Annotated in this window: 29 protein-coding genes; 19 read left to right on the top strand and 10 right to left on the bottom strand. The window is 66.5% G+C overall.

Features of this window, described 5'->3' with window-relative positions; translation table 11 throughout:
* Positions 1-18: 18 nt before the first annotated feature.
* From I603_RS10220 to I603_RS10180, 9 genes are all read left to right on the top strand, one after another.
* Positions 19-1653: a PAS domain-containing protein gene (locus tag I603_RS10220; RefSeq protein ID WP_068864677.1), complete on the top strand. Its 1635-nt coding sequence runs from the start codon at positions 19-21 to the stop codon at positions 1651-1653.
* A 54-nt stretch (positions 1654-1707) separates the two neighbouring features.
* Positions 1708-3075: a M48 family metalloprotease gene (locus I603_RS10215; protein ID WP_084440035.1), complete on the top strand. Its 1368-nt coding sequence runs from the start codon at positions 1708-1710 to the stop codon at positions 3073-3075.
* 34 nt (positions 3076-3109) lie between these two features.
* Positions 3110-3802: a DsbA family protein gene (locus I603_RS10210; RefSeq protein WP_068864673.1), complete on the top strand. Its 693-nt coding sequence runs from the start codon at positions 3110-3112 to the stop codon at positions 3800-3802.
* Complete coding sequence (locus tag I603_RS10205) at positions 3799-4806, top strand: M48 family metalloprotease (RefSeq protein WP_143736690.1); 1008 nt, start codon at positions 3799-3801, stop codon at positions 4804-4806. The genes I603_RS10210 and I603_RS10205 overlap by 4 nt, the downstream gene beginning before the upstream one ends.
* A gap of 85 nt (positions 4807-4891) precedes the next feature.
* Positions 4892-6148 (top strand): sensor histidine kinase, encoded by a 1257-nt coding sequence (locus I603_RS10200; protein ID WP_068864671.1) that lies wholly within the window; start codon positions 4892-4894, stop codon positions 6146-6148.
* The gene (locus tag I603_RS10195) at positions 6145-6954 is read left to right on the top strand and encodes a LytR/AlgR family response regulator transcription factor (protein ID WP_068864669.1); all 810 of its coding nucleotides are present in this window, start codon (positions 6145-6147) and stop codon (positions 6952-6954) included. Before I603_RS10200 ends, I603_RS10195 begins: the two co-directional genes overlap by 4 nt.
* Positions 6955-7023: 69 nt before the next feature.
* On the top strand, positions 7024-7899 hold the full coding sequence (nadC, locus tag I603_RS10190; protein ID WP_068864824.1) for a carboxylating nicotinate-nucleotide diphosphorylase: 876 nt from the start codon (positions 7024-7026) through the stop codon (positions 7897-7899).
* Positions 7896-8345 (top strand): hypothetical protein, encoded by a 450-nt coding sequence (locus I603_RS10185; RefSeq protein ID WP_068864667.1) that lies wholly within the window; start codon positions 7896-7898, stop codon positions 8343-8345. The genes nadC and I603_RS10185 overlap by 4 nt, the downstream gene beginning before the upstream one ends.
* A gap of 10 nt (positions 8346-8355) precedes the next feature.
* Entirely contained in the window at positions 8356-9033 is a 678-nt protein-coding gene (locus I603_RS10180; protein ID WP_068864665.1) for a ribonuclease T2 family protein, read from the top strand.
* Here the strand turns inward: I603_RS10180 and I603_RS10175 are convergent.
* The 3 genes from I603_RS10175 to I603_RS10165 all read right to left on the bottom strand — a co-directional run bounded on the left by I603_RS10175 (position 9028) and on the right by I603_RS10165 (position 11115).
* Positions 9028-9267 (bottom strand): ribbon-helix-helix domain-containing protein, encoded by a 240-nt coding sequence (locus I603_RS10175; RefSeq protein WP_068864663.1) that lies wholly within the window; start codon positions 9265-9267, stop codon positions 9028-9030. The two genes, I603_RS10180 and I603_RS10175, sit on opposite strands and share 6 nt — an antisense overlap.
* Before the next feature lie 140 nt (positions 9268-9407).
* Positions 9408-10130 carry an acetoacetyl-CoA reductase gene (phbB, locus tag I603_RS10170; RefSeq protein ID WP_068864662.1) on the bottom strand — a complete coding sequence of 241 codons (723 nt, stop codon included), beginning with the start codon at positions 10128-10130 and terminating at the stop codon, positions 9408-9410.
* A gap of 226 nt (positions 10131-10356) precedes the next feature.
* Positions 10357-11115, bottom strand: coding sequence for a hypothetical protein (locus I603_RS10165; RefSeq protein ID WP_068864660.1), 759 nt, complete (start codon positions 11113-11115; stop codon positions 10357-10359).
* Positions 11116-11428: 313 nt separating this feature from the next.
* Here I603_RS10165 and I603_RS10160 point away from each other — a divergent pair, with 313 nt between their 5' ends.
* The 5 genes from I603_RS10160 (at position 11429) to I603_RS10140 (ending at position 17550) form a co-directional block, all read left to right on the top strand.
* On the top strand, positions 11429-11914 hold the full coding sequence (locus tag I603_RS10160; RefSeq protein ID WP_407643898.1) for a DUF3576 domain-containing protein: 486 nt from the start codon (positions 11429-11431) through the stop codon (positions 11912-11914).
* 27 nt (positions 11915-11941) lie between these two features.
* Positions 11942-14464, top strand: a complete 2523-nt coding sequence (leuS, locus tag I603_RS10155) for a leucine--tRNA ligase (RefSeq protein WP_068864656.1) — start codon at positions 11942-11944, stop codon at positions 14462-14464.
* Entirely contained in the window at positions 14464-14964 is a 501-nt protein-coding gene (gene lptE, locus I603_RS10150; protein WP_068864654.1) for an LPS assembly lipoprotein LptE, read from the top strand. The genes leuS and lptE overlap by 1 nt, the downstream gene beginning before the upstream one ends.
* Positions 14961-16025, top strand: a complete 1065-nt coding sequence (holA, locus tag I603_RS10145; protein ID WP_068864652.1) for a DNA polymerase III subunit delta — start codon at positions 14961-14963, stop codon at positions 16023-16025. Before lptE ends, holA begins: the two co-directional genes overlap by 4 nt.
* Positions 16026-16146: 121 nt before the next feature.
* Complete coding sequence (locus tag I603_RS10140; RefSeq protein ID WP_068864650.1) at positions 16147-17550, top strand: sugar transferase; 1404 nt, start codon at positions 16147-16149, stop codon at positions 17548-17550.
* A 14-nt stretch (positions 17551-17564) separates the two neighbouring features.
* Here I603_RS10140 and I603_RS10135 read toward each other — a convergent pair whose 3' ends face one another.
* From I603_RS10135 to I603_RS10125, 3 genes are read right to left on the bottom strand one after another with little or no spacing between them, the layout of a single operon-like run.
* Entirely contained in the window at positions 17565-18137 is a 573-nt protein-coding gene (locus I603_RS10135) for an LptA/OstA family protein (RefSeq protein ID WP_068864648.1), read from the bottom strand.
* Positions 18137-18805 (bottom strand): LPS export ABC transporter periplasmic protein LptC, encoded by a 669-nt coding sequence (gene lptC, locus I603_RS10130; RefSeq protein ID WP_068864646.1) that lies wholly within the window; start codon positions 18803-18805, stop codon positions 18137-18139. The genes I603_RS10135 and lptC overlap by 1 nt, the downstream gene beginning before the upstream one ends.
* 17 nt (positions 18806-18822) lie before the next feature.
* Positions 18823-19443, bottom strand: a complete 621-nt coding sequence (locus I603_RS10125; protein ID WP_068864644.1) for a ribonuclease D — start codon at positions 19441-19443, stop codon at positions 18823-18825.
* A gap of 80 nt (positions 19444-19523) precedes the next feature.
* Here I603_RS10125 and ung point away from each other — a divergent pair, with 80 nt between their 5' ends.
* The 3 genes from ung (at position 19524) to I603_RS10110 (ending at position 21818) form a co-directional block, all read left to right on the top strand.
* Entirely contained in the window at positions 19524-20210 is a 687-nt protein-coding gene (ung, locus tag I603_RS10120; protein ID WP_068864642.1) for a uracil-DNA glycosylase, read from the top strand.
* Positions 20210-21007: an enoyl-CoA hydratase gene (locus I603_RS10115; protein WP_086621758.1), complete on the top strand. Its 798-nt coding sequence runs from the start codon at positions 20210-20212 to the stop codon at positions 21005-21007. The genes ung and I603_RS10115 overlap by 1 nt, the downstream gene beginning before the upstream one ends.
* Positions 21008-21071: 64 nt before the next feature.
* Entirely contained in the window at positions 21072-21818 is a 747-nt protein-coding gene (locus tag I603_RS10110) for a SpoIIAA family protein (RefSeq protein ID WP_068864640.1), read from the top strand.
* Between the two features lie 7 nt (positions 21819-21825).
* Here I603_RS10110 and I603_RS10105 read toward each other — a convergent pair whose 3' ends face one another.
* Positions 21826-22281: a nucleoside deaminase gene (locus tag I603_RS10105; protein ID WP_068864637.1), complete on the bottom strand. Its 456-nt coding sequence runs from the start codon at positions 22279-22281 to the stop codon at positions 21826-21828.
* A 118-nt stretch (positions 22282-22399) separates the two neighbouring features.
* Between I603_RS10105 and rpmB the strand changes: the two genes are divergently transcribed.
* Positions 22400-22687 carry a 50S ribosomal protein L28 gene (rpmB, locus tag I603_RS10100; protein ID WP_068864634.1) on the top strand — a complete coding sequence of 96 codons (288 nt, stop codon included), beginning with the start codon at positions 22400-22402 and terminating at the stop codon, positions 22685-22687.
* 81 nt (positions 22688-22768) lie between these two features.
* Here rpmB and I603_RS10095 read toward each other — a convergent pair whose 3' ends face one another.
* The 3 genes from I603_RS10095 to xseA are packed head-to-tail and all read right to left on the bottom strand — an operon-like array spanning position 22769 to position 25438.
* The gene (locus I603_RS10095) at positions 22769-23728 is read right to left on the bottom strand and encodes an esterase-like activity of phytase family protein (RefSeq protein ID WP_068864632.1); all 960 of its coding nucleotides are present in this window, start codon (positions 23726-23728) and stop codon (positions 22769-22771) included.
* Between the two features lie 6 nt (positions 23729-23734).
* Complete coding sequence (locus I603_RS10090; protein WP_068864630.1) at positions 23735-23950, bottom strand: DUF2093 domain-containing protein; 216 nt, start codon at positions 23948-23950, stop codon at positions 23735-23737.
* A gap of 24 nt (positions 23951-23974) precedes the next feature.
* A complete protein-coding gene (gene xseA / locus I603_RS10085; RefSeq protein WP_068864628.1) occupies positions 23975-25438 on the bottom strand; it encodes an exodeoxyribonuclease VII large subunit in 1464 nt (487 codons plus the stop codon).
* Here xseA and purD point away from each other — a divergent pair.
* Entirely contained in the window at positions 25437-26729 is a 1293-nt protein-coding gene (purD, locus tag I603_RS10080) for a phosphoribosylamine--glycine ligase (protein ID WP_068864626.1), read from the top strand. The two genes, xseA and purD, sit on opposite strands and share 2 nt — an antisense overlap.
* Positions 26730-26731 lie beyond the last annotated feature (2 nt).

Below are 26731 nucleotides of genomic sequence, written 5' to 3'. Positions count from 1 at the left end.
TAAGGGGCGAGAATAGCCATGGACACTCTGCGCGGCCCATTCGATTCCGGCGAGCACGTCGATCCGGCGGGGCTGGCTGCGGATCGCGGCTGGGATACAACCGACGAGGAAGGCCCCGAGACAGCGACGCCGCGCGAAATGCCCCCCGAAGCGATCGGCCAGGACGAACGCCGGATGCAGGTGCGCGCCTATAATCATTGGGCAAGCCTGCTGGGCGAACGGATGTTCCCTGCCATCGACGATCTCGATCCGGCGAACCTGCCCGACTTCGGCCCCTATAGCGTGCTGCTCGATTTTACGTCCGGCATCGAAAACCCGGCGGTGCAGTTCCTGGGCGAAAAGCTGGCGCACGAATGTGGCGGCATCGGCCGGATCACTCACCTTTCCGATGTGCCGCCGCGCTCATTGCTGAGCCGCATCACTGACCACTACATGCAAATCCTCGCCAATCAGGCGCCGATCGGCTTCGAGGCCGAATTCGTCAACCAGCGCGGCATCGAAATCCTTTACCGCGGCATCTTGCTGCCCTTTTCGAGCAACGATGAAACGATTGATTTCATCTATGGCGTGATCAACTGGAAGGAAATGGCCGACCAGCTGACCGCCGACGAGCTCCTGCTCGAAATCGATCAGGCGCTCGAACTGGGCGCTGACCTGGAACTGGCCGAAGAGCCGCGCCGCCGCGCGGCCGACCCTGTCACCGACTGGGCGGATTCGCCCGCCCATGAAGACGACGAAGAATTTGTCGCGGCAGATGACGCATCCCCCGATACATTGGGTGAAGGCGCGAAAACGGGCAATGAAATCTCCCTGCCAGACTTCGCCCACTATCAACTCGACGATGACGAGGAGTATGACGAGGACGAAGGCGAGGAGGAAAGTGCAGGCTACAGCTTCGCCTCGCTGGCCGATTACATCGAGGCCCCGGCCAAGAAAGCCATTGATCCGGCCGTTCTGCCCTACGATCCCGATGTGGATTTCGCTTTCACCGACGATTTCGCGCCTGTCGGCGGGACGCCGGCCTTTACGGCTGTCGAAGTCCCGGAAAATGCCGACCTGCATGATTGGCTCGCTGCGGCTCGCCAACTCGCACATGCTGCCGACGCGACCGAGGACCGCAGCCGCAGCGCGCTCTACGAAGCCGTCAGCCGCGCCTATGACTTCTCGCTGGCTGCGCAGTCCGCACCGGAAGACTATGCCGAGCTGATCGCCGAAAGCGGTCTGACCATGCAGGAACGCGCGCCGATGACCCCCGTGGTCAAGCTTGTGTTCGGGCATGATTACGACAAGACCCGCCTCACCGAATACGCCGCGGTGCTGACCCACGCGCACCGGCTCGGGCTCGAACGCGGCAGCCTGTCGCACTTCCTTTCCGAAGCCGAAGGCGGCCTCAAGGGCGTGGTCAAGGCCGAACGCCGCCTGCGCCGCGAGGAGCAGGGCAAGGCGATCGAAGAAGAAAAAGGCGTGCGCGCGGCGCTGGCGAAGAAGCTGCGCGCGCTCGAGGCCCTGTCCCTCGAGGCGCTGGCCGGGGAAGGGCCGGAATTCGCGCTGGTCATGGTGCGCCGCGACGCAGACGGCAATCTCGCCGTGCTGGGCGAACTGCCAGAAGATGTGTCGCAGCTCGAACGCGCCGCGAGGAAGCTGATCGGGTAGCTGCAGGCTTCCCTTCAGTTTGAGTTCAGGCGGAAACACGGTAGGGTGCGCCAGATGCGTGCCCCCCGCTCTCTTTTCGCCAAGGCTCTGGCGCTGGCTGCCTGTGCGGCGCTCGTCGCCCAGCCGGTTGTCGCGCAATCGATCCTGCGCGATGCCGAGACCGAGGAACTGCTCAATGACATGACCGCCCCGCTGGTCGAGGCGAGCGAGCTGGAGCCCGGCAATGTCGAGCTGGTGCTGATCAACGACGGCTCGATCAATGCCTTCGTCGCCGGGGGTCAGGCGATTTATGTGCACGCCGGCCTGATCAATGCCGCAGAAACCGCCAACGAGGTGCAGGGCGTGCTCGCGCATGAGCTGGGCCACATCACCGCAGGCCACGTGGTCCGTTTCAACGAGCGCACCAAGGCGGCCAATGGAATCAGTATCCTCTCGCTCCTCATCGGCGTGGGCGCGGCACTGGCCGGGGCAGGCGATGCGGCAATCGGCGCGATCATGGCGGGCCAGCAGGCGGCGCTTGGCAGCTTCCTTGCGTTCAACCGCGACCAGGAAGCCTCGACCGACCTAGCCGGTGCGCGCTACCTTTCCGGCGCCGGGATTTCCGGGCGCGGGATGCTCAAGTTCTTCGAACGGCTGCGCAATTATGAAATCCGGCGCGGCTACAGCCAGTCGGACGATGCCGCCTACATGCGCACCCACCCGCTTTCGGGCGACCGCATCCAGACCCTGCGCAATCTGCTCGAGGAAGACCCGGCGTGGGATGCGCCGGACGATCCGGCCCTGCAGGAGCGGTTCCTGCGTGCCAAGGCGAAGCTCTACGGCTTTCTCGCCGAGCCGCGACGCACGCTGACCTATTTCCCTCCGAGCGACACCAGCATTCCGGCGCGCTATGCGCGGGCCTATGCCTATCACAAGGACGCGCGGGTCGACCTCGCGCTGGCCGAGACCGACGCGCTGCTCGCTGTCGAGCCGGACAACCCCTATTTCCTTGAGCTGAAGGGCCAGGTGCTGCTCGAATCCGGACGGCCGATGGAAGCGCTGGTGCCGCTGCGCCGCGCGACCGAGCTGACCCGCGCCCACCCGTTGATCGCGGGCATTTTCGGTCACGCGCTGATCGCCACCGAAAACGAGGCGAATTACCCCGAAGCAGAGCGGGTGCTGCGCGCGGCAGTCTCGCGCGACCGCTACAATCCCTTCGCCTGGTATCAGCTCGGCGTGGTCTATGCCGCACGTGGCGATATACCTCGCGCGCGCCTTGCCAGCGCCGAGCAGCTGGTCATGAACCGCCGCTATCCCGAAGCGCTGCAGAACGCGCAGGCAGCCGAGGCGAGCCTGCCCTACGGCTCGCCCGACTGGATCCGCGCACAGGACGTCGCGCTTGAGGCACGCGCCGAACTGGAACGTCTGCGCGACAGGCGCTAGGCTGGCGAGCCATCCAGCTGCCGACGGAACCCCGATGCCCCAATCCTCCTTGCGCAACACTCTGCTGACCGCTCTCACCGCGCTCGTGTTCGGCTTTCTCGGCGCGGCGATCTGGTCCTATGCCGGTCTTGCCGACAACCGCACCCGCGCCTTCCTGCTCTCCAATCCCGACATGCTGCCGCAGATGGTCGAGGCCTACGAGGCGCAGGAGGCGGAAAAGCGGCTGGCGGACCTTGGCGATGCGGTGTTCACCCCCTTTCCGGGCGTGATGATCGGCAATCCGCAGGGCACGAAAGTGCTGGTCGAATTCACCGACTATAATTGCCCCTATTGTGCCGCGAGCCTCAAGGACGTGAACCGGCTGGTGGCCGAGGATCCCGATCTCAAGGTCGTGATCCGCGAATGGCCGATTTTCGAGGGCAGCGACGCAGCCTCGCGCATGGCGCTGGCGGCCGGATTGCAGGGCAAGTATCGCGCCTTCCACGATGCCATGTTCCGGCTGGGCGACGTGCGCGCCGCGGCCGTCGAGGCCGGGCTCGACATGGCCCGTGCCGAAGCCGATGCAGCATCCGACGCCGTCTCCGCGGAGATCGCCAGCAACCTCGAACTGGCGCGGGCACTGGGCTTTTCGGGCACCCCGGCATGGATTGCCGGACGCAAGCCGATCGGCGGGGCGGTGGGCTATGACAGGCTCAAGGCTGCGCTCGACGGGGGCAGCACCGGATGAGAAAGCGGGGCTGGCGGCGCGCGCTGCTGGCGGGGATGGCAGCGCTGCTGGCCGCCAATTCCGATACCCCGCCGGTTGATTACGCCGCCGAGCGCGCGGCGATCGGGCGCTATCAGGATGCCGACCAAAGATTGCAGGATGTCGGCTGGCAGCTGGTGCGCGGCAATGCCGGTTTCTGCCCGCGGGTGATCGCCTCGATAGGTCTGCAATTGCAGGACATGGCCAGTTACGGCGCGCCCGCGATTGCCCGCAAGGCGCTCGGCCTGACCGGCGATTTCGCCGTGCAGACTGCCGCACGCGGATCCCCGGCGGCACTGTCCGGGGCCTTCGCCCGCAACCGCGAGATCGTGGGGCTCGAGCGCTTCGATCCCAACCAATGGCCCGCGGGCGAAAAAATGGACTGGCAGCGCCTCGTCTGGGCGCATGACCATATCGACGCGATGCTCGCCGAACATGGCGGCATCACGATCAGCTTTGCCGATGGCGGGCAGGCGCGCGCCCGGCCGGTCGAAGTCTGCGCCACGCGCTTCGAGCTGATGGGCGAAGGCGACAAGGCCGTGGCCGACGGCAAACGGGTGGTTATCGGGATCGGCTTCCCGGCTTTCGCCTATCCCGAGGAAGACGTTTTCGCCGCGCTGGTCGCGCACGAGCTGGCGCACAACGTGCTAGAGCACGACGCCTGGCTCGACCGCAACGGCCGGAGCCGCCGCAACGTGCGCCGCACCGAGCGCGAGGCCGACAGGCTCATCCCCTGGCTGCTTGCCAATGCGGGCTATGATCCGCAGGCCGGCGTAACCTTCATGACCCGCTGGGGCTCGCGCCATGATGCCGGGATCCTGATGATCCGCAATCATGACGGTTGGGACGAGCGCGCCGAATTCATCGCCGCCGAATTGCCCCTGATCACCGCGGCAATGGCCAGCGAGGGGCGAGCGGACTGGCGCACGCATTTCCGTCGCGGGATCGATCCCGCCAAGGGACTTGAACGGGCGGAAAAGAAATGAACCTTGCGGCAAGCCGTGGTGCGCCCGCGACCGCGGATGCGAATTGCGGTGCGAGACGGGCCGAAATCGGCTAGACCGAGCGACTATGGCAGTGCTCCAGATCCAGCCGGCGCCGTTCTTCGCGAGCAAGAACCGCGCGTTCTGGAACCTCCAGCTGGCCGGCTGGGGTGCAGCCTTCCTGCTGCGCGCGGTGATCGCCGTGGTCAACGGTCAGCCATTTGCCTTGATGGCGCTGATCCTCGTGTCGACCATCACAGGCTTTTCCATCAGCCTCCTGCTTTCGGTAATCTACCGCGAACTGATCCGTCAGCGCCCGCTTGTCACCTGGGGCATTACCGCACTGGTACTGTTCGTGGCGGTGATCCTTCACGCCTCGATCGATGCGTGGGTGCAAGGGGTCTATTATGGCGCCAGCCGCGAAACCACGTTCGCGCAGCGCGTCATCAGCCTGTCCCTCATCCCGCTGATGCTGCTCGTGGGATGGAGCGCGCTGTACTACGCGATCAATTTCTTCCTCACGGTCGAGGAGCAGGCCGACCGGCTGGAGCGGCTCGAAGCGCAGGCCACCGCCGCGCAGCTGGCCATGCTGCGCTATCAGTTGAACCCGCACTTCCTGTTCAACACCCTCAATTCGATCTCCACTCTGGTGCTGCTCAAGCAGACCGAGCCGGCCAATGCCATGCTCACCCGCCTGTCGGGCTTCCTGCGGCACACATTGATCGCCGAACCCGGGAGCCAGGTCACGCTGGCGCAGGAGATCGAGACGCTGCAGCTCTATCTCGATATCGAGCGGATGCGCTTTGAAGAGCGCCTGCGCACCCATTTCGAGATCGACGACGCGGCGCTTGGCGCGCAATTGCCCTCGATGCTGCTGCAGCCGCTGGTCGAGAACGCGATCAAATATGCCGTCAGTCCGCAAGAGGAAGGGGCCCGCATCTCGCTGACCGCCCGCGTGATCGGCGAAAGACTGCGGCTGACAGTAGAGGACACCGGCCCCGGTCTCGACGAACCATTGCTGTTCGACCGGCTCGATGCGGAAACCTCGCGCGCTGAAATACTTGCCGGGCATATCCCCGGCCGGCCCGTTTCTACAGGGGTCGGCCTTGCCAATATCCGCAACCGCCTGATGCAGGCCTATGGCGATACGCACGTGTTCGAAACCCGCTCCGAACCCGGTGGCGGTTTCACCGTGATGATCGAGATTCCGTACAGCACCGCAAGCGAACCCGAATTGCAGGTTTCCCCCGTCCCTGCACAACAAGGGGATACCAGGGCCGCCTCCCCTAGCGCGACGGTCATCCCCCTCAATCCCCCGCAACGAAACTTCGGAACATCCGCATGACAATCAGAACGATCCTCGTCGACGACGAGAAACTCGCCATCCAGGGCCTGCAACTGCGGCTCCAGCCGTTCGACGACGTCGAGATCATCGACACCTGCGCCAACGGGCGCGAGGCGATACGCAAGATCAAGACCGAAAAGCCCGACCTCGTCTTCCTCGACATCCAGATGCCCGGTTTCGACGGCTTTTCCGTCGTCAAGGGCGTGATGGACATCGAGCCGCCGCTGTTCGTGTTCGTCACCGCCTATGAAGAACACGCAATCCGCGCCTTCGAGGCCAATGCCATCAACTACCTGATGAAACCGGTCGACGAGCAGAAATTGGCCGACACCATCGAACGCGTGCGCCAGCGCCTGGCCGAGAAGAAATCGGCCGAGGATGCCGAACAGCTGCTCGACGTGCTGGCCGAAGTCGCCCCCGAACGCGCAGCCGATTTCGTCGAGACCGCCACGACCGCCACGAGCGAGAGCGCCGACCGTTTCGAAAAGCTCATCAACGTCAAGGACCGCGGCCAGATCTTCCGCGTGGAAGTGGACTCGATCGAGCATATCGAGGCCGCGGGCGATTACATGATCATCTCCACCGGCGACAATTCGCTGGTGCTGCGCGAGACGATGAAGGACCTCGAACGCCGGCTCGACCCGCGCAAGTTCCAGCGCGTCCACCGCTCCACCATCGTCAACCTCGATCTCGTGCGGCAGGTCCGCCCGCACACCAATGGCGAATGTTTTCTGGTGCTGGAAAGCGGCTCGGAAGTGAAGGTGAGCCGGTCCTATCGGGACGTGGTGGCCCGCTTCGTGCATTGATGTGTGCGGGGCGCCAGCGGGCGCACGGTCGTGCTTGCGGACCCTACGGGTCCGATTATGATGCCTATCATGACCACCTTCACCCTCCCCGGCTTTGACCTCGAAAAGTTCGTCCGCGAGACTCTCGCCGAAGACCTGGGCGAAGGACTTCCGGGCGGCGGGCGCGACGTCACTTCGGAAAGCGTCATTCCGGCGGACGCGCGCTTTTCAGGCGTGATGGACAGCCGCGATGCGATTGTCGTCGCAGGCCTGCCGTTGGCCGAGGCGTTCTTCCGCCATTGCGACCCTGAATGCACCATCGAAACCCTGGCGCATGACGGCGACAAGGTGGGCCCGGGCACCGACCTGATGCGCATCGAAGGCCGCGCCCGCGCACTGCTGACGGCGGAGCGCAGCGCCCTGAACATTGTCCAGCACCTTTCCGGCATCGCCACGCTGACCAATGCCTATGTCACCGCGATGCGAGGACCGGAGGGCAACCCCGCCTGCACCTTGCTCGACACCCGCAAGACCATTCCGGGCCTCAGGTTCCTTGAAAAATACGCCACGCGGCAAGGGGGCGCGCAGAACCACCGTATGGGGCTGTGGGATGCGGCGATGATCAAGGACAACCACGTCGCGGTGGCCGGTTCGGTCGGCGAGGCGGTGAAACGTGCGCGCGATGCGGGGGTCGAAAAGATCATCTGCGAGGTCGACCGCTTCGACCAGATCGAACCCGCGCTGGAAGCAGGCGCGCACCATTTGCTGCTCGACAACATGGACCCCGCCACTCTGGCCGAGGCGGTGCGTCTGGTCGCAGGTCGCGTTCCGACCGAGGCGAGCGGGGGCGTGAACCTCCAGACCATCGCCGCCAAGGCCGCGAGCGGGGTGGATTACATCTCGGTGGGAAGGCTCACACAAAGCGCGCCGGCGGCGGATATCGGGCTGGATTTCCAGCCACTATGATCGCGCTGTCGCGGCGCCGTCCGACAAGCATTACCGTGTTCGCAGTAGCCTTCCTCGGCTCAGCCCTGCTCGTTTTTGCCGAGGCGCTGCTGAACATTCCCGACCGGCTCTCCTATCTTGCGAAGCTCATGCCGGCGGTGGACTGGTCGCGCGATGCCGTGATCGTGTGGCAGAGCATGTGGCTCTCGATCGCGCTGATCCCGATTGCGATGGTGTGGCTGTCGGCGGTGCGCTTTGCGCGCTGGATGGTGACGATCATGGCGGCGCTCAAGCTGCTGGGGGTGCTGCTGGTGGCGATGAAGAGCTGGCGCATGATCGAGATGATCGGCCCGGCGCAACTGGCATCGCTCCTGCTGACCGTGCTCGCCGTGGCGCTGCTGTTCACGCCCGCCAGCAACCACTGGTTCAAGGACAGGGGAGGCACCGATCCTGCGGTATTCGAATAGCATCCTCGCCATGCTGGCGCTTGCCCTGCCCGCCCTCGCCCACGCGCAGGCCTACCAGTGCCGCGCGCCGGCTGTACGCAGTGTGCCCAAGATCGCCCCCGACGGACCGCGCCGCAGCTTGCCCGTCACCGGCTACACCATGGCGCTCAGCTGGAGTCCCGAATTCTGCAAGCCGCGCAAGGACAGTCGCGCCCACGCCGTGCAATGCTCAGGCGCCAATGGCAGCTTCGGGCTGGTCGTCCACGGGCTGTGGCCCGAAAGCCGGCAGAGCTGGCCGCAATGGTGCACCCCGGAAGCGCCGCTCACCCCTGCCGACATCCGCGCGGCGATGTGCATGATGCCTTCCGAGCGCCTCGTCGCGCGCCAATGGTTCAAGCACGGCAGCTGCATGGTCAACAATCCGGGCGCCTATCTGAAGATCACCCGCATCCTGTGGCAATCGCTGCGCATCCCCGATTACGACCGGATCAGCCGCGAGGAAGACCTGACCGCAGGCCGTATCCGCTCCGCCTTTGCCGATGCCAATCCGGGGATTCCCGAAAGCGCGATCGGCGTGAAGCTCTCGCCGCGCGGCTGGCTCGAGGAAATCCGCCTCTGCTATGCCAAGACCTTCCGTCCCGCGCGCTGCAATGCGGCCCGTTTGGGAGCGCGGAACAGCACCCCGGCGAAGATCTGGCGCGGGCTATAGGCCGGGCAGGCGGTTCGCCACCAGCCACACCCGGATCGCGCTGGCGAGGCCGGGCGGGGTGGGCGACTTGATCCGCTCGGCATCGATCCGCGCCACCAGCGCCGCCACCGCCACACCCTCGGCTTGGGCGGCATCGCGCAGCATGTCCCAGAACAGCGGTTCGAGGCTGATCGAGGTCTTGTGTCCGGCGATCGCAAGGCTGCGCTTGACCGGCGGATGGTAGGGGTTGGTCACATTTTGGGGATAGCCGATTGCGGGCCTGCGGGAAAGCTGCGGGCGTTACGTCAGACAGGTTCGGCGGACCGGGGTCCGCCGCCCCGCTGGCCGGCGCTCGGGCCGAGCGGCTGGCAGCTGCGCTGCTCGCCTGCCCTCGCTCAATACATATGCTGGCCGCCGTTGATGCTCATGGTCGAGCCGGTCATGAAGCCGCCGTTCTCGGATGTGAGGAAGGCCACCCCGCGCGCGATTTCCTCGGCCATGCCGAGCCGTCCGACCGGGATCTTGGCGACGATCTTCTCCAGCACCGGCGCGGGCACCGCGGCGACCATGTCGGTATCGATATAGCCCGGCGCGATGGCATTGACCGTCACCCCGAACTTCGCGCCTTCCTGCGCCAGCGCCTTGGTGAAGCCGTGGATGCCGGACTTGGCGGCGGCGTAGTTGACCTGCCCATACTGGCCCGCCTGCCCGTTGATCGAGCCGATATTGACGATCCGGCCCCACCCGCGCTCGCGCATGCCGGGGAAGGTCGCCTTGGCCATGTTGAAGCACCCGCCAAGGTTGATGCGCAGCACCTCGTTCCAGTCCTCGAAGCTCATCTTGTGGAGCGTCCCGTCGCGGGTGATGCCGGCGTTGTTGACGACAATCTCTACGGGTCCGAACTCTTCCGCGACCGCGGCGCAGCCTGCAAGGCAGGCCTCGTGGTCACCGACGTCCCACCGCCTCGCGGGAATACCGGTCGCCTCGGTGAAGGCGCGCGCCTTTTCGTCATTGCCGGCATAATTGGCGATGACCGTGTGGCCCTGGCGCTGGAGTCGCTTGCAGATCGCCTCCCCGATCCCGCGCGTTCCTCCGGTGACGATTGCAACCCGGCCCATGGCATTCCTTCCCCTCGTGCAGCAGCAGACAGGCGGCAATCTAGCGATGCCGTAAGGTCAGGGGAAGCTGCGAATAGCTATGCTTTGGACCCATGCGCGAAGGCACCGCAAGGCAGGGCTAACGGGAGTCAAGGAGGGGTCGAACGCGTGGTAAAGCCGGGGCAAAAGCCCGCACGGCACCCCCTGAAATCAGTAAAATAACCGAAATTTCAGCGGGTTGCAGAAATCAGAACTTGATCTGGGTGCCGACGTAGACGGCCTGGCTGTCCTGCACCGAATTGGTCAGCGGATCGAGCCGTTCGCGCTCCTGCGAATATCGCACGCCCGCGGTCACGTTGAGGTTGGGCGAAAGACGGAAGCTGCCGCCCACCCCGACGGTCTGCGACGCAATCGAATCGAGCGTATTGGGCGAACGACCGGCAATTTCGCGATCTTCCAGTTCGATCCGCGGTTGCAGCCGGCTCGGCTTGTCTTCCGACTTGGGACGCGAAGGCTCGAACTGCGCCAGATCGGGCAGCGCCATGCGGCGAACCTCGGCCGGAAGCTCGACCGGACGGGTGAAGCTCTTGTAGCCGCGCGCGGAGCCGAGTTGGAACCGGCTTGTCTCGAGCCCGGAAAGCCCGACGCCGCGGCCCGGGACCGCGTCAATCGCCTTGCGCACGGAAATGGCGCGCGCTTCCTCGCTGTCGACACGAACAGCAACGGTGACCGTACGCTCTCCGGCCGCAGATGTTGCTCCGGCAGGAGTGAACCGGATGCCCCGCGCGCGGGCCTTTTCGGCTACGCGGGCGGCGAGTTCGGGATCGACCGAAGCAGGGGTGAAGACGTTGAGGCCCATCGACTCGAACGAGGGGCCTGCCGAGGGCATGGTCTTGCCCACCAGCGCCAGACCCGCGCTCGGCAGCGCGAGTGCCAGCAGGCCGCACGCAGCCAGCAGCGGCAGCTTGCGCTGCGCCTTTGCTGTGCTGTCGGCCCTGTGTGCCATGGTGGTACCCAAATCCTCTGTCAGTCGTCTGTCCGGCTTTTGCCAGACCATACGGAACCTTAACGGTCCCTGAGTCGCAAAGCCATCTGTACCATGTGATAGGGCCGGGAGTCCCGCTTGCAATGTCTTGGGGCCAGCAAAACCGGATTACGGCGCGACCTGTGGCCTCAAGCACACAGAATCGCACGCGCGCAGCCCGATCGGCGATTCAGGCACAGGAAAGGTCGCTTGCCGCAGGTTCCGGTTCGCAGCCCGACGCATCCGCGCTTGCCGCGCGGGGTCTGAAAGCTATAGAGCGTGGGCAATGCAGATGATGAGGAAACCTCCGGCAGTGACACGCGCCCCCTTCGCCCGCTCCCGTGCGCCCCTTGCAAGAGCCGCGACGACCGCTTTGCTCGGCGGCACTCTCGCCTTGCTCGCTGCCTGCGGCGGCGGGGACCGTCCTCGCACCGAATTGCAGGCTGCCCAGCTCAACACCATCGGGGTCAACGCCTATCTGTGGCGCGCCGCGCTCGACACGGTAAGCTTCGCGCCCCTGCTGCAGGCCGACAGCAATGGCGGCGTGATCGTGACCGACTGGTATGCCAACCCCTCGAACCCGAATGAACGGGTCAAGGTGACGGTGACAATCCTCGATCAGGATCTGCGCGCCGATGCGCTGCGGGTGGCCGCCAGCCGCCAGGTCAACGAGGCCGGCAACTGGGTCGAAGCCCCGGTGCAGGCGGCAACCGTGCAGAAGCTCGAGGACATCATCCTTACCAAGGCCCGCGACCTGCGTCGTCAGGCCCTCGCATCGTAAGACACGCCCTTCCACGGATAGGCCTTCATGACTGAAACCCGTTTCGATCCGTCCCAAGCCGACGGACGCTGGCAGCGCGCATGGGAGGAAGCGGGCACCTTCACCGCGGATTCGAACAGCGCGAAGCCGAAAAGCTACATCCTCGAGATGTTCCCCTATCCTTCGGGGCGCATCCACATGGGCCACGTGCGCAACTACACCATGGGCGACGTGCTGGCGCGCTACCAGAAGATGCGCGGGTTCGAGGTGTTGCACCCGATGGGCTGGGACGCCTTCGGGATGCCGGCGGAAAACGCCGCGATGGAAAAGGGCGTGCATCCCGGCGGCTGGACGAGGGCGAACATCGCCCAGATGAAGGCGCAGTTGCAGCGCATCGGCTTCGCGCTCGACTGGACCCGCGAATTCGCCACCTGCGATCCCGAATATTACGGCCACGAACAGGCGCTGTTCCTCGACCTGTATGCGGCAGGCCTCGTCTACCGCAAGGAATCGACCGTCAACTGGGATCCGGTCGACATGACCGTGCTCGCCAATGAACAGGTGATCGACGGCAAGGGCTGGCGCAGCGGCGCGGAGGTCGAGAAGCGCAAGCTGAACCAGTGGTTCCTGAAGATCACCGATTTTGCCGATGATCTGCTGGAAGGCCTCGGCACTCTGGAGGACTGGCCCGAGAAGGTTCGCCTGATGCAGGAGAACTGGATCGGCAAGTCGCAGGGGCTGGAGTTCAGCTTCGACCTCTCCGATGGCGGGAAGCTGGCGGTTTACTCGACGCGGCCCGACACGATCTTCGGCGCCAGTTTCTGCGCCATCGCCGCCGATCACCCGATTGCCCAGGGGCTGGCGGGCGATCCGGCGGTCGCGGCGTTCATCGACCAGTGCAAGAAGGGCGCGACCACGGCCGCTGCGCTCGAAACGGCGGAGAAGCTAGGGTATCGTACGCCCATCACCGCCAAGCACCCCTTCACCGGCGCAGACCTCCCCGTCTTCATCGCCAACTTCGTGCTGATGGAATACGGCACGGGCGCGGTGATGGGCGTGCCGGGGCATGACCAGCGCGACTTCGAATTCGCCACCAAATACGAATTGCCGATCCTGCGCGTCGTTGCCGGCGATCCCGCGAAGGCCGACGAGCCCTTCAAGGGCGAGGCCGAGGCAGGCGACGGGGTGATCGTCAATTCCGGTTTCCTCGACGGCATGAGCGTTGAAGCGGCCAAACAAGCCGTCATCTCGCGCGCCGAGGCGGAAGGCTGGGGCACCGGGAAGACCGTGTGGCGCCTGCGCGACTGGGGTGTGAGCCGCCAGCGTTACTGGGGGACGCCGATCCCCTTCATCCATTGCGACACCTGCGGCGTGGTGCCGGTGCCGAAGGACCAGCTTCCCGTTACCCTGCCCGAGGATGTCAGCTTCGACATCCCGGGCAACCCTTTAGAGCGCCACCCGACGTGGAAGCACGCCCAATGCCCCAAATGCGGCAAAGCGGCGCGGCGCGAGACCGACACGCTCGACACCTTCGTGGACAGCTCGTGGTACTTCCTGCGCTTCGCCAGCCAGCCCGCCGACAAGCCCTTCGACCCGGAGGAGGTCGCCAAGTGGATGCCGGTGCAGCACTATATCGGCGGGATCGAGCACGCGATTTTGCACCTGCTCTACGCCCGCTTCTGGACGCGGGCGCTGGCGCACACGGGCAAGATCACCGTGCAGGAGCCGTTTGCGGCGCTGTTCACGCAAGGGATGGTGACGCACGAGACCTATTCGCAGCCAAACCCGAACACCGGATTGCCGATCTGGCTCAATCCCGACGAGGTGGACCGGACAAGCGACGGTGCAACCTTGAAGAGCGATGGCTCGCCGGTCGAGGTTGGCCGCGTCATCAAGATGTCGAAGGCAAAGAAGAACGTCGTCGACCCGGATAACATCATCGCCAAGCACGGTGCGGATGCGGTGCGCTGGTTCATGCTGTCGGACAGCCCGCCCGAGCGCGACCTGCCGTGGTCGGATGCCGGAATCGAGGGCTGCGCGCGCTTCGTCCAGCGGCTGTGGCGGCTGTTCAGCGCCTATGACGCGTCGGCTGAAGGCGAGGACAAGAGCCTCGATCGCAAGACCCACCAGACCATCGCTGCGGTGGCCGCCGATATCGAGGCGCTGGGCTTCAACAAGGCCGTGGCGCGCATCTATGAACTGACCGGCATGGTCGAGAAGGCCGCTCCATCGGCCAGCCGCTCGGCGGCGATCCGCGCGCTCGTCCACCTCGCCGCGCCGATGATGCCGCACCTCGCCGAGGAAGCATGGTCGAACATGGGCGGGGAAGGCCTCATCGCCGATGCGCCCTGGCCCACCGTCGATCCGGCCCTGCTGGTCGATGACGAGGTCACCATCGCCATCCAGCACATGGGCAAGCTGCGCGACACCGTCACCGCGCCCAAGGGATCCTCGAAGGAGGATCTGGAAGCACTGGCGCTCGCGTCGGCCAACCTGCAACGCTCGGTGAACGGCGCGGCGATCCGCAAGGTCATTGTCGTGCCCGACCGATTGGTGAATATCGTCACCTGATGCGCTCTGCTTTCGCCCTCGCTGCCCTGCTCGCCCTTTCCGCCTGCGGCCTCTCGCCGATGTATGCGGGCGGGGGTTCGGCCGGGGTCGCGCAGGGCCTCGCGGCGGTCGAGGTGCCGGCGATCCCGGGGCAGGGCGGCTGGCTGGTCCGCAACGAATTGCAGAACCGCTTCGGGGTCGCGGGCGAGCGCGCTGCAGCCTACCGGCTCGATGTGCGGCTCGACGATTCGCTGGAAGCCCTCGGTGTGCTCAACGACGATACCATCAGCCGCGAACGCCGCATCCTGCGCGCGCGCTACCAGCTGGTCGACGCGGCGAGCGGAGAGATCCTGCTCGATGCGACCGCGGGCTCGGACGCGGGGATCGACGTGGTCAGTTCGGAATATGCCACCATCGCGGCCGAGCAGAAGGCGCTCGAAAACCTCGCCCGGGAAGTGGCCGAGCAGATGGCGACCCAGGTTTCGCTGGCGCTGCGGGCGCGCGCCGCCACGGCCCCATGAAGGCGAAGAACAGCGATTTCGCGCGCGGCCTGCCCTCCGGAGCGCTGTCGGCGCGGATCTTCTTCTTCTGCGGCCCCGACGAGGCCGGAGCCAACGCGGCCGCAAACCGCATTGCCGAGGCGCTGCCCGATGCCGGCGAGCGGATCGAGCTGTCCGGCGCCGACCTGAAACGCGACCCCGCGCTGCTGGGCGACGAGGCGCGTTCGACCTCATTGTTCGGCGGCAAGCGCCACATCTTCGTGCGCGCCACCGGCGAGGAGGCGCATGATGCGCTGGAGGTTCTGATCCAGACCGGCGAAGCAGGCGCGGGCGAGGCTGCACCGGTGATCGTCGTCGCCACCTCCGCCACCGACAAGTCACGCACTGCCAAGCTGCTGGAAAAGCGCAAGGACGCGCTGGTGGCGATGTTCTATCCGCCCGATCTCGCCGCGGTCGCGGCCGCGGTCAGGGGCATGGCCGATGTCGCAGGCCTGAGGCTGGGCGGGGATCTGGCCGAACGCATCGCGCGCGCGGCGGGGCTCGACATAAGGCTGGCCCAGTCGGAGGTGACCAAGCTGGCGCTCTACTGCGATGCCGACCCGCAATCGCCCAGATCGGCCAGCGCCGAGGATCATGCGGCGATCGGAGCGGCAACCGAGGAGGACGGGTTTGCACCGCTCGTCAACGCCGTGCTCGGCGGAGAGACGGGCAGGATCGCGGGCGAGATCCGGCGCATGCGCGAGCTGGGGCTGAACCCGGTCGGCCTCGCGCTGGCGCTGGAACGGCGCGCAGCCCAGCTGGCGAATATCATGGCGCACCTCGGCACACGCGGTTCCTTCGACCGGCTCGACAAGGGCAGCGAGGCGCGGCTGGGAATTTTCTTCAAGGAGAAGCGCGACATCCGCCAGCAGTTCGAACGCTGGCGGCAGCCCGCGGCACGCGGAGCGCGCGAGACACGGCTGGACCGGCTGATTCCCCGCCTCACCATGCTGCACCGCACCCTGCTGGCCAATAGCCAGACAGCCGAGCTTCTGCTTGCGCAGGAACTGGCGGAAATCGCTCGATACGCCGCGAAACGGTAGCAAAATGTGACAAGCTGCAATTCGCAGTCGACCAAATGCCCCTTCCCTCTGTAACATTACGTACCTATGGTTGCGTTACAGGCAACGCCTCTTGAGGGTCGCGCCCTAGGGGAAGCTTCGAATGAACCGCGTCACGCCGAAACTACTGGAATCGGCCAGACTCGAGAATGTCGAGAGCAAGGTCGCACCCTCGCTCGAACGGCGGCGGCTGCGCGCCTATGCCGTGATGCTGCTGGCCGATGGCGTGCTGCTCAATCTGGCTTTCGCAATTGCAGCACTGTTGTGGGAAGGGCGCTGGTGGGAAGCGCGCACGATGCTCGCGGCGCAGGCGATGCTGCCGGTGTTTTATACCATCGCACTGTACAATGGCTCCTATGGCCTGAAAGCCCTGTCGAGCTGGACATTTGCCGCGCGCAAGGCGCTGATCGCGCTCGCCATCACCGCGGGCCTCGTCAATTTTGTCGCCTTCTACGCCAAGTCGAACGATGATTTCTCGCGTGTTGCGGTCACGCTCGGGCTGATGTTCTCGGCCCTGTCCATGGTGGCGCTGCGGCGGGCTATGGCACTGCTGATCCGCAAGCGCTGGAACGGGCGCATCACCAACCGGCTGGTGATCGAGGATGGCGGATCAGGCTTCCCGAGCCCCGATGCCGTGTCGATTTCGGCGCGGCATTTCAACCTCGATCCCGGAAGCCACGACCCCTTCATGCTCGACCGGCTGGGCAAGCTGCTGCGCAACCAGGACCATGTGGTGGTGAGCTGTCCGCGCGAACGGCGCGAGGAATGGGCCTTCCTGCTCAAGTCAGCGGGCGTCTATGGCGAAATCGTCAGTGAGCCGGCGCACAGCCTCGGCGCGGTCGGGGTGAATCACTACGATGCGCTGGATCGCACCACCCTCGTCATCTCGACCGGGCCGCTCGGCCTGCGGTCGCGGATCATCAAGCGCGCCTTCGACATCGCGGTGGCCGGAATCAGCCTGCTGGTGCTGTCGCCGCTGCTGCTCGCCGTGGCCCTGGCGATCAAGCTCGAGGATGGCGGGCAGGTGCTGTTCGTGCAGCGGCGCCTGGGACGCGGCAACCAGTTCTTCGACATGTTCAAGTTCCGGTCGATGCGCGAGGAGAAACTCGACCATAATGGCGCACGTTCGACCGCGCGCGACGACGACAGGATTACCCGCGTCGGCGCCTTCATCCGGCGCACCAGCATCGACGAGCTGCCGCAGCTGCTCAACGTGCTGAAGGGCGACATGTCGATCGTCGGCCCGCGCCCCCACGCGCTCGGGAGCCAGGCGAACAACAAGTTTTTCTGGGAAGTCGACCGCAAGTACTGGCAACGCCACTGCCTCAAGCCGGGGCTGACCGGACTTGCCCAGGTGCGCGGTCACCGCGGTGCGACCGAACAGGAGAAGGACCTGACCGACCGGCTGCAGTCCGATCTCGAATATATCGCCAAGTGGTCACTGGTGCGCGATATCGAGATCGTGCTCAAGACCGCGATGGTGCTGCGGCACAAGAACGCCTACTAGGCGCCGCCCCTGTTTCAGGGCTGCTGCTTGTCGCGCTGGGGCACGGTGAAGGTGCCGGTGACCCGGCCTGCAGCCGGTGTGCCGGCCGGGGCTCCCGCAGCACTGCCGTCGACGCTCGACAATCCGCTTTCGAGGTCGATCACCAACCGTCCGCCATTGAGGATGTCGTTGCCGCGGCGCAGTCGGACATTGCCCGCCATGGTGATGATCCGGCGGTTGAAATCATAGATTGCGTTCTCGCCGCTGGCGCTTTCGTCACCGCGGGTGACAGTGACGCCGCCGGTCGCGGTGATGCGCTGGATTTCGAGCCCGTCGGCGTCGGTATAATTGATCAGCATCCGCGCGGAACGGATGTTGAGACCGGCCTGGGTGACACTGACCCCGCCGGAAAAGACCACGCGGTTCTCCCGGTCCTGAAGCTCGATCCGGTCGGCGGCGACATCCACCGGCGCGCGCGAATCGTGCGCGGCGATGCCCTGCGCGTTGAGCGCCATGCTGCCCGCCAGCGCGGTGCCGATGGCAAGGCCGCCGATGCCCCAGACAAGGGCGATCCGGCGCAGAGAGCGGCGGGCGTTGGGGTGGGGCATCACGGCTTCCTCAATTGTCCCGGGGTCATGGTGAGGCGCGCATCGCCTTCAAGCGTCAGCGTGCGCGCGCTCAGGTCGGCGCGCATGGCGCGGGCGGAGAATGTGCCGGCCGGAACCTCGCCCGACACGCCTTGATCGCCGCGCATCAGCCGCGCCTTGAGATCGACCGAGACCCCCTGCGCGACCATGCTGTACCCGTCGTTCGCGGTCAGCCGCACAGGGCCGTCGACCGCGACGGTCTCGGCCTCGATGTCATAGGTCCCGCCGCCGGCGCTGAGGCGGGCGGGACCATCGGCCAGCACCATCTGGGCGACCAGATCGCGCATGCGCACCAGTCCTTCGATACCCGAACGCTGCACCGCCTCGCCAGCCATCAGGGAGAACGGGCGGCCCTTGTCGTCGCGTCCGCGATACATGGCATTGTCGACCGACAACCGCTCGTCGATCAGCGCGACCTTGTTGCGGTCGAGCAGAAAGCTGACCTCGCCGCGCGGGGACAGGGGCGTGATCACCATCAGCGCCGCGACAATCCCCACCAGCACCGGCAGCGCGCGGGCAAGAAAGCCCACCAGCCGGTCGTGCGATCCGCCGGGCGCGGCGAAATGCTGGCGCCTGCTCCTGAGGGCGCGGGCCTCGCTGGTCTCGATCCGGGTATGGCTGGTAACCATGGCGCGGGCGTCTGCGGCTAGGCGTGGGCGAAGATATCGGCTTCGGGCCAGCCCGCGAGATCAAGCTGTGCGCGTGCCGGGAGGAAGTCGAAACAGGCTTGCGCCAGATGCATCCGTCCCTCGCGTTCGAGCCGCACGGCCAGTTCGGCCTGCAGGCGGTGAAGAAACCGCACGTCGCTGGCGGCGTAGTCGCGCTGTGCCTCGGACAGTACCGGCCCGCCCCAGTCGCTCGATTGCTGCTGCTTCGACAGGCTTTCGCCGAGCAGTTCCTCGACGAGGTTCTTGAGGCCATGCCGGTCGGTATAGGTGCGGGTGAGGCGGCTGGCGATCTTGGTGCAGAACACCGGCGCGGCCATCACGCCGAGATAGTGCTGGAGCGCCGCCAGATCGAAGCGCGCGAAGTGATAGAGCTTGAGCCGCGAAGGGTCGCCCAGCACCGCCTTGAGGTTGGGCGCGTCGTAACTGCTGCCAGGGCCGAAGCGCACAAGGTGCTCGTCGCCAGAACCGTCGGACAATTGCACCACGCATAGCCGGTCACGCGGGGTGACGAGGCCCATGGTCTCGGTATCCACCGCAATCGCGCCGCTTCCGGCGAGCACGCCGTCGGGCAGGTCTTCCTCGTGAAAATGCACAGCCATGGCGTTTGCCCTACGCCGATTGGGGAAAGAGGGGAAGGGCAGTTTCGCCTTGAACCGGACGCGGGGTATAGGTTGGGCTCATGGCAGCCGAAACCATCCCGGAAAGCTGGCGCCCCGCGCTCGAGCCCGCGCTTGCGACACCGGAGGCACGGCGGCTGGGCGGCTGGCTGAAGGCCGAGGAAGCCGCCGGAAAGCAGGTCTATCCGCCGCGCGGAACGCGCCTCGCCGCTCTCGCCCTGACCCCGCTGGAGGAGGTGCGCTGCGTGATCCTCGGGCAGGATCCCTATCACGGTGCGGGGCAGGCGCATGGCCTCGCCTTCTCGGTGCAGGACGGGGTGAAGGTGCCGCCCAGCCTCGTGAATATCTACAAGGAGCTCGAAAGCGACCTCGGCCTGCCGCGCGCGGCGACCGGCGACCTGTCGAAATGGGCGCGGCAGGGCGTGCTGCTGCTCAACAACACGCTGACGGTCGAGGCGGGACAGGCTGGCAGCCATGCGGGACGCGGATGGGACGCGATCACCGATGCCTGCGTTGCCGCCGTGGCGGAGCGGGACGTGCCGACCGTCTTCATCCTGTGGGGCAGTCACGCCCGGAAAAAGGCGGGCCGCGTCCCGGCTCTGGTGCGCAATTCGGTGCATCTGGTGCTGACCTCGGCCCACCCCAGCCCGCTTTCGGCCCATAACGGCTTCTTCGGCTCGCGCCCGTTCAGCCAGGCCAACGCCTTTCTCGAAGCCAACGGGCGCGGTGCGATCGACTGGAGTTTGTGATGTCGGATGATGTGATCCTGCTGGAGGTGGCGGACGGCATCGCCACTGTCACCTTGAACCGCCCGCAGGCGATGAACGCGCTCAACCGCGCGCTGAGGAAGCGCCTGGCCGAGGTCATGCGCGCGGTGGACGCCGACGAGACTGTGCGCGCGGTCATCCTGACCGGTGCAGGCGAACGCGCCTTCACCGCGGGACTGGACCTCAAGGAGCTGGGCAGCGAGGAGGGCGCGCTCGGCAGCGCCAATGCCACCGACCCGGCCGACAATCCGGTCAAGGCGATCGAACTGTGCCGCAAGCCCGTGATCGGTGCCATCAACGGGGTGGCGATCACCGGCGGGTTCGAAGTCGCGCTCGCCTGCGACGTGCTGGTCGCCAGCACCAACGCCCGCTTTGCTGATACCCATGCACGGGTCGGGATCGTGCCGGGCTGGGGGCTGTCGCAGAAACTCAGCCGCATGATCGGCATCAGCCGTGCGAAGGAACTCGCCTTCACCGGCAATTTTCTCGATGCCGCCACCGCCCACGCATGGGGGCTGGTCAACCATGTCGTCGCACCCGCGGAACTGCTGCCGCTCGCGCGTCGCCTCGCCAGCGACATGGCGGGAATCGATCCGGCCTTCCTCAGCCTCTACAAGCGCCTGATCGACGATGGATACGCCGCCAGCTTCGGCGAGGGGCTGGCGCTGGAGGCGGAGCGGTCGAGCGCCGCCAATTCCGCCGTCGCTCCGGAAGAGGTCGAGGCCCGCCGCGCCGCCGTGCAGGAACGCGGGCGCCAGAAGGCGGACGGGCAGCGGTAGCCCACGGTGGCGTTCGGGCGCCGAAAGGCGTAAACTCCGCCGCGCTGGGGCAGGAGGGAATGACATGATCGATATCGAACGCATTGGCCCCAGGGCCCACCAGATGCTCGTCTATGGCCAGATCACACCGGACGACACGGCCAAGTTCGTCGCCTTCGCACAGGCACAGAACGAAGCCGGGGAAGGCGGAAACATCCTGATCGACATGGTCTCGATGGCGGGCTTTTCGTGGAGCGCCGTGGCCGAGGAACTCGCTCACATCCCCGCGCTGATGCAATGGCTCTACCGCCTCGACCGTATCGCGCTGGTCTCCGACGAGGAATGGATCCGGACCATGGCGCGGCTTGAAAGCGCGCTGCTGCCGGGCGTGGTCTATGCCGTCTATGACGCCGACGAGGCCGGGGCCGCGCGCGCCTGGGTGCTGGAGGAAAGCGAACGCGCCCATGCCGGGGCCGTAAGCGCCCGCGACGAAGGGGCGGATGTGGTCGTGATCGAGCTGACCGGACGGCTTGATCGCGCCGAATCCGAGAACGCGCTCGATCTGGTGCGCGCGCGGCTCGATATCACCGGTGCGCGGCGGCTGATGGTGGTGGTGCGCAAGTGGCACGGCTTCGATCCCGATGCCGCGCTCAGCACCCATGTGATGCAGGGCAAGCTCGAATTGCTCGGGCGGCTCGATCGCTACGCGCTGGTAGGCGGGCCGGGCTGGCTGCGGCAGATGGCGGACAGCTTCGGCGCGCTGGTCAAACCGCAGGTGCGCAGCTTCGATGCAGGCGAGGAAACGGCCGCGCTGGCGTGGCTGCGGGGGTAGCCGCGCCCTATCGCCGCTCGCGGAAGAAGGCGCGCAGCAATTCCGCCGCTTGTGCCTCGCCGATGCCGGCATAGACTTCGGGACGGTGGAGACACTGGGGCTGCTCGAACACCCGTGCCCCGTGTTCCACCGCGCCGCCCTTGGGGTCGCTCGCCGCGTAATAGAGCCGGGCGATGCGGGCATGGACAATCGCGCCCGCGCACATCGCGCAGGGTTCCAGCGTGACCCACAGCTCGCACTCGGTCAGGCGTTCATCGCCCAGCGCCTGCGCTGCGCGGCGGATCGCGAGGATTTCGGCATGGGCGGTGGGATCGTGATCCGTGCGCGGGGCATTATGCGCCTCGGCGATCACTTGTCCGTGCTTGACGATCACCGCCCCGATCGGCACTTCGCCCAGCCCAGCCGCGGCCTTCGCGGCGGCCAGCGCGCGGTGCATCGGCAGGGGAAGCGGCCAGTGGGTCATGCCCGCCGCGCTACTCCGGGCGAGGGAACGGCGCAACTTGCTTGACGATTCGCCCCTTGCCCGTTATGCGCGCCGCTTTCCCGGCTTAGACCCGATTTTTTACTGGAAGAGACACACCATGTCGCGCATCTGCGAACTGACCGGCAAGGGCCGCCAGGTCGGCCACAACGTGAGCCACGCCAACAACAAGACCAAGCGCGTGTTCCTGCCCAACCTGCAGAACGTCACGCTGATGAGCGAAAAGCTCGACCGCAGCTTCAAGTTCCGCGTGTCGACCCACGGCCTGCGTTCGGTGGAGCACAATGGCGGGCTCGACAACTGGCTGCTCAAGACCAGCGACGACAAGCTTTCGGCCAATGCGCTTAAGGTGAAGCGCGAACTGATCAAGGCGCAGACTGCAGCCTGATTCGCGCCGTCCCCCGGGACAGGCGTTGCGATGAAGCGTCCGGATTTCCGGGCGCTTTTTCGTTTTTCCGCCCCCCGCGAATCAGCCGCCGGGATCGAACACCAGCTTGGCGAGCAGGGTGCGCTGGAAGATCGAGAAATTGTCGTCCGAGATCACCCAGACGTCGATGCGTCCATCGTCGCGCGGGCGCAACGCCAGCCCCTCATAGTTCTCGCGCGGGATAACGCCGTCGAGCCTGAGCGCGACTTGGGGAGCGAAGATCTCTCCGGACGCGGGTGGCAGCCCGATCGCCAGCAGGCAGGAAAACGGCGGCCATGCCCCGGGCCGGGGCGAGATCACGTCACGCATCAGCACCATGAGCCGGCCGTCGGGCAGCTGCGCCGCGTCGGTTGCGACATAGCCTTCGGCAGGCGAGCGGACCGCAAAGCGGGCAGGCGTCCCGCCGTCGACCGGGTCTTCGGGAAAGATCAGCCCTTCGCGCCGGCCTTCGGGCAGGATCACGAAGCGTCCGTCGGCCAGCCGCACCATCGCCTCGATCCCGCTATTGTCGGGCCAGTCCACCAGCTTTCGCAGATCGCGCACCCCGTCGGGGCTGCTGGCGATGGTGTTGCGCTGGATCGCGTGGGTCTGCTCGTAGCCTATCCAGTAGTTTCCGTTCCCGGGATCGCGGGTGGCGGATTCGCTGTCGACCAGATCGAAATCCCATCCGGGCTCAACGAACTGGCGGTTCATGTAGGGGCGGGGGCCGGACTGGTCGGGCTCGGTCAGCGTGATGCGGAAACTGCGGTCGGTAAAGGCACGCAGCATGCCGGGGCCAAGCGCCAGCATCGCCGAAAAGCCGCCGAAACGCCCGCCGGCGCTGTCATAGTGCCACACCCCGGCCACCGTCCATCCGGGCACGGCGGCAGAGCCCGCACCCTGCACCTGCGTCACGGTGATGTCGCGCGGGACGGTCATCACCACCTCGCTGCGCAGCCATGTGCCCGGCGCGCAGAGCAGGGCGAGGGCGCAGGCCGCGATCAGCCGGCGGGTGCGGCCCATCGCGTTCTATTGGCCGGTGGTATCGAGGCCAAGCAGGCGGCGCGTGGCGATCGCGCACGAAGCATAAGGCTCCTGCAGGTCGGCGCTCCAGTAGCGCAGTTCGGCGAGCGGGATCTCCACGCCCGTCACCGCGCACAGGACATGTTTGCCCGGGCGCAGAACGCGAAAGCTCGAAGGGCCGTAATACAGCTTGGCGGTCTTGTCGGCGGAGGACATCAGCATGGCGCTCCCGATAGCAGCTTGTCGCTAACCGAACAAATCATCTTGGCGCGGCGGGCTGGCAGGGCGCGGTTTGGGCGCGGGGCGCGGGGGCTGCGGGGCGCCGGTCGCAGGCACGGTGTCGAGCGTCCCGTCGCGCCATTGCAACACGAGCCGCGCCTCGCCCGCGGCCTCGGCCCGGGTGGTCAGCGCCTTGCCCGAAGCATCGCGGACAATCGCATAGCCGCGTTCGAGCGGCTTTTCGGGGTGGAGCTGGCTCATGACCCGGGTAAGCGCTGCCAGACGATCGGCGCCCGCTTTCATGGGCCGTTCGACCAGCGCCGGAACCAGCCGCGCGCGGTCCAGCCGCCGCTGTGCCTCTGCAGCACTTCGGGTCAAAAGGCTGGGGGAGAGCCTGGCGGCGACCCCCGCCAGCCGCTCGCGCCCTCTCGCCGAACGGTCTGACAGGCCGCGCCGCAGCCGGTCCGCAAGGTCATCGAGCTTCTGCGCCTGGGGTTGCAGCAGGTTTTCGGGCCGCGGCAGCAAGCGCGCCCGCGCCGCCAGCCGCTCGCGCCCCAGTTCGTGCCCGCGGTACACCGCGCGGCGCTGGCGGGTGCCGAGATCGGACAGGGTAAAGGCCAGATCGGCGCGCACCGGCACCGCCATCTCGGCGGCAGCTGTGGGGGTGGGCGCGCGGCGGTCGGCAGCGAAATCGGCGAGCGTGGTGTCCGTCTCGTGGCCGACGGCGCTGATGACGGGGATGGTGCATTCGGCGATGGCGCGCACCACCGCCTCCTCGTTGAAGCTCCACAGGTCCTCGATCGACCCGCCCCCGCGCGCGACGATCACCACATCGGGGCGCGGGACGGGTCCGCCGGACTCAATCGCAGAGAACCCCCGCACCGCGCCCGCCACCTGCTCGGCCGCGCCCTGCCCCTGCACCAGCACCGGCCAGACCAGCACATGGCTCGGAAAACGGTCGGCGAGGCGGTGGAGAATGTCGCGGATCACCGCGCCGGTGGGCGAGGTCACCACGCCGATGGTGCGCGGCAGGAACGGCAGAGCGCGCTTGCGGCCCGCGTCGAACAGGCCCTCCGCCGCCAGCCTTGCGCGGGTCTTTTCCAGGAGCGCCAGCAGCGCGCCCTCGCCCGCCAGTTCGAGGCTGTCGATCACGATCTGATACTTGGAGCGCCCCGGATAGGTCGTCAGCTTGCCGGTGGCGATCACCTCCAGCCCGTCCTCGGCGCGGAAGCCCAGGCGCGCGGCGTTGCCCTTCCACATCACCCCGTCGAGCACCGCGCCTTCATCCTTCAACGCGCAGTAGAAATGGCCCGAGGCGGCGCGCTTGACCCCCGACAGCTCGCCGCGCAGGCGCACATAGCCGAAGCGGTCCTCGACCGTGCGCTTCAGCAGCGCGGAAATCTCGCTGATGGTGAGGGGCTGGGCGTTGTCGCCCTGCCTTTCGCGCGCTACCAGCCCGGCATTGTCATCATTGGTTGGCGGAGGGGCCATGAATATCCTGCTTCTGGGGTCTGGGGGCCGCGAACATGCGCTGAGCTGGAAGCTGGCGCAATCCCCCGCCTGCACCCGGCTTTATGCTGCCCCCGGAAATCCCGGCATCGCGGAGGAGGCCGAGATTGTCGCGCTCGACGTGAACGACCATGCGGTGGTGATTGCCTTCTGCGAGGCGCAGGAAATCGGCCTCGTCGTGATCGGCCCGGAAGCGCCGTTGGTGGACGGCCTTTCCGATAGCCTTCGCGCCGCCGGGGTCCCGGTGTTCGGGCCGTCCAAGGCCGCCGCGCAGCTTGAGGGCTCCAAGGGCTTCACCAAGGACCTGTGCCAGCGTGCGGGCATCCCCACCGCAGGCTATGTGCGCACCGCCAGCCTCGAAGAGGCGCGCGCTGCGCTCACCCGCTTCAGCGCTCCTTACGTGCTCAAGGCCGATGGTCTCGCGGCGGGCAAGGGCGTGGTGATCGCCGCAACGCTGGCCGAGGCCGAAGCCGCGCTCGCCGACATGTTCGGCGGGGCGTTCGGCAGCGCGGGTGCGGAAGTGGTGATCGAGGAGTTCATGGCAGGCGAGGAAGCGAGCTTCTTCGCTCTCACCGACGGGACCACCATCATCCCCTTCGGCAGCGCACAGGATCACAAGCGCGTGGGCGATGGCGACACGGGGCCGAACACGGGCGGCATGGGCGCCTATTCCCCCGCGCCTGTGCTCACGCCCGAATTGCAGGCCCGCGTGATGACCGAGATCATCGAGCCCACGGTGGCGACCATGCGCGCGGACGGGGTGCCCTATGTGGGCGTGCTCTATGCCGGGCTGATGCTGACGGCTGAAGGCCCCAAGCTGATCGAATACAACGCCCGCTTCGGCGATCCCGAATGCCAGGTGCTGATGATGCGGCTTGAGAGCGATCTGGTCGGCATCATGCTCGCCTGCGCCAAGGGAGAGCTGGCGGGGGTGGAAGCACAGTTCCGCGACGAGGCGGCATTGACAGTGGTGATGGCCGCCAAGGGCTATCCCGGGACGCCGGAAAAGGGCGGGACGATTGCGCTGAACGATGCGGAAGAGGGCGGGGCGAAGGTCTTCCACGCCGGCACCGCGGTGAAGGACGGCGCACTGGTGGCGAACGGCGGGCGGGTCCTGAATGTCACCGCCATGGGCCGCAACGTCACCGAAGCGCAGCGCCTCGCCTATGAAGCGGTCGAGACAATCGACTTCGCATCCGGCTTCTGCCGCCGCGATATCGGCCAAAAGGAGGTCGCGCGCGAAGCCGCAGCCGGGCGCCCGCGCTCCGGTTGAGC

It is taken from the genome of Erythrobacter dokdonensis DSW-74 (assembly GCF_001677335.1).
Lineage (GTDB): Bacteria > Pseudomonadota > Alphaproteobacteria > Sphingomonadales > Sphingomonadaceae > Erythrobacter > Erythrobacter dokdonensis.
Note: the sequence above shows the minus strand (reverse complement) of the source record. Positions and strands in the feature narration are given on the sequence as shown.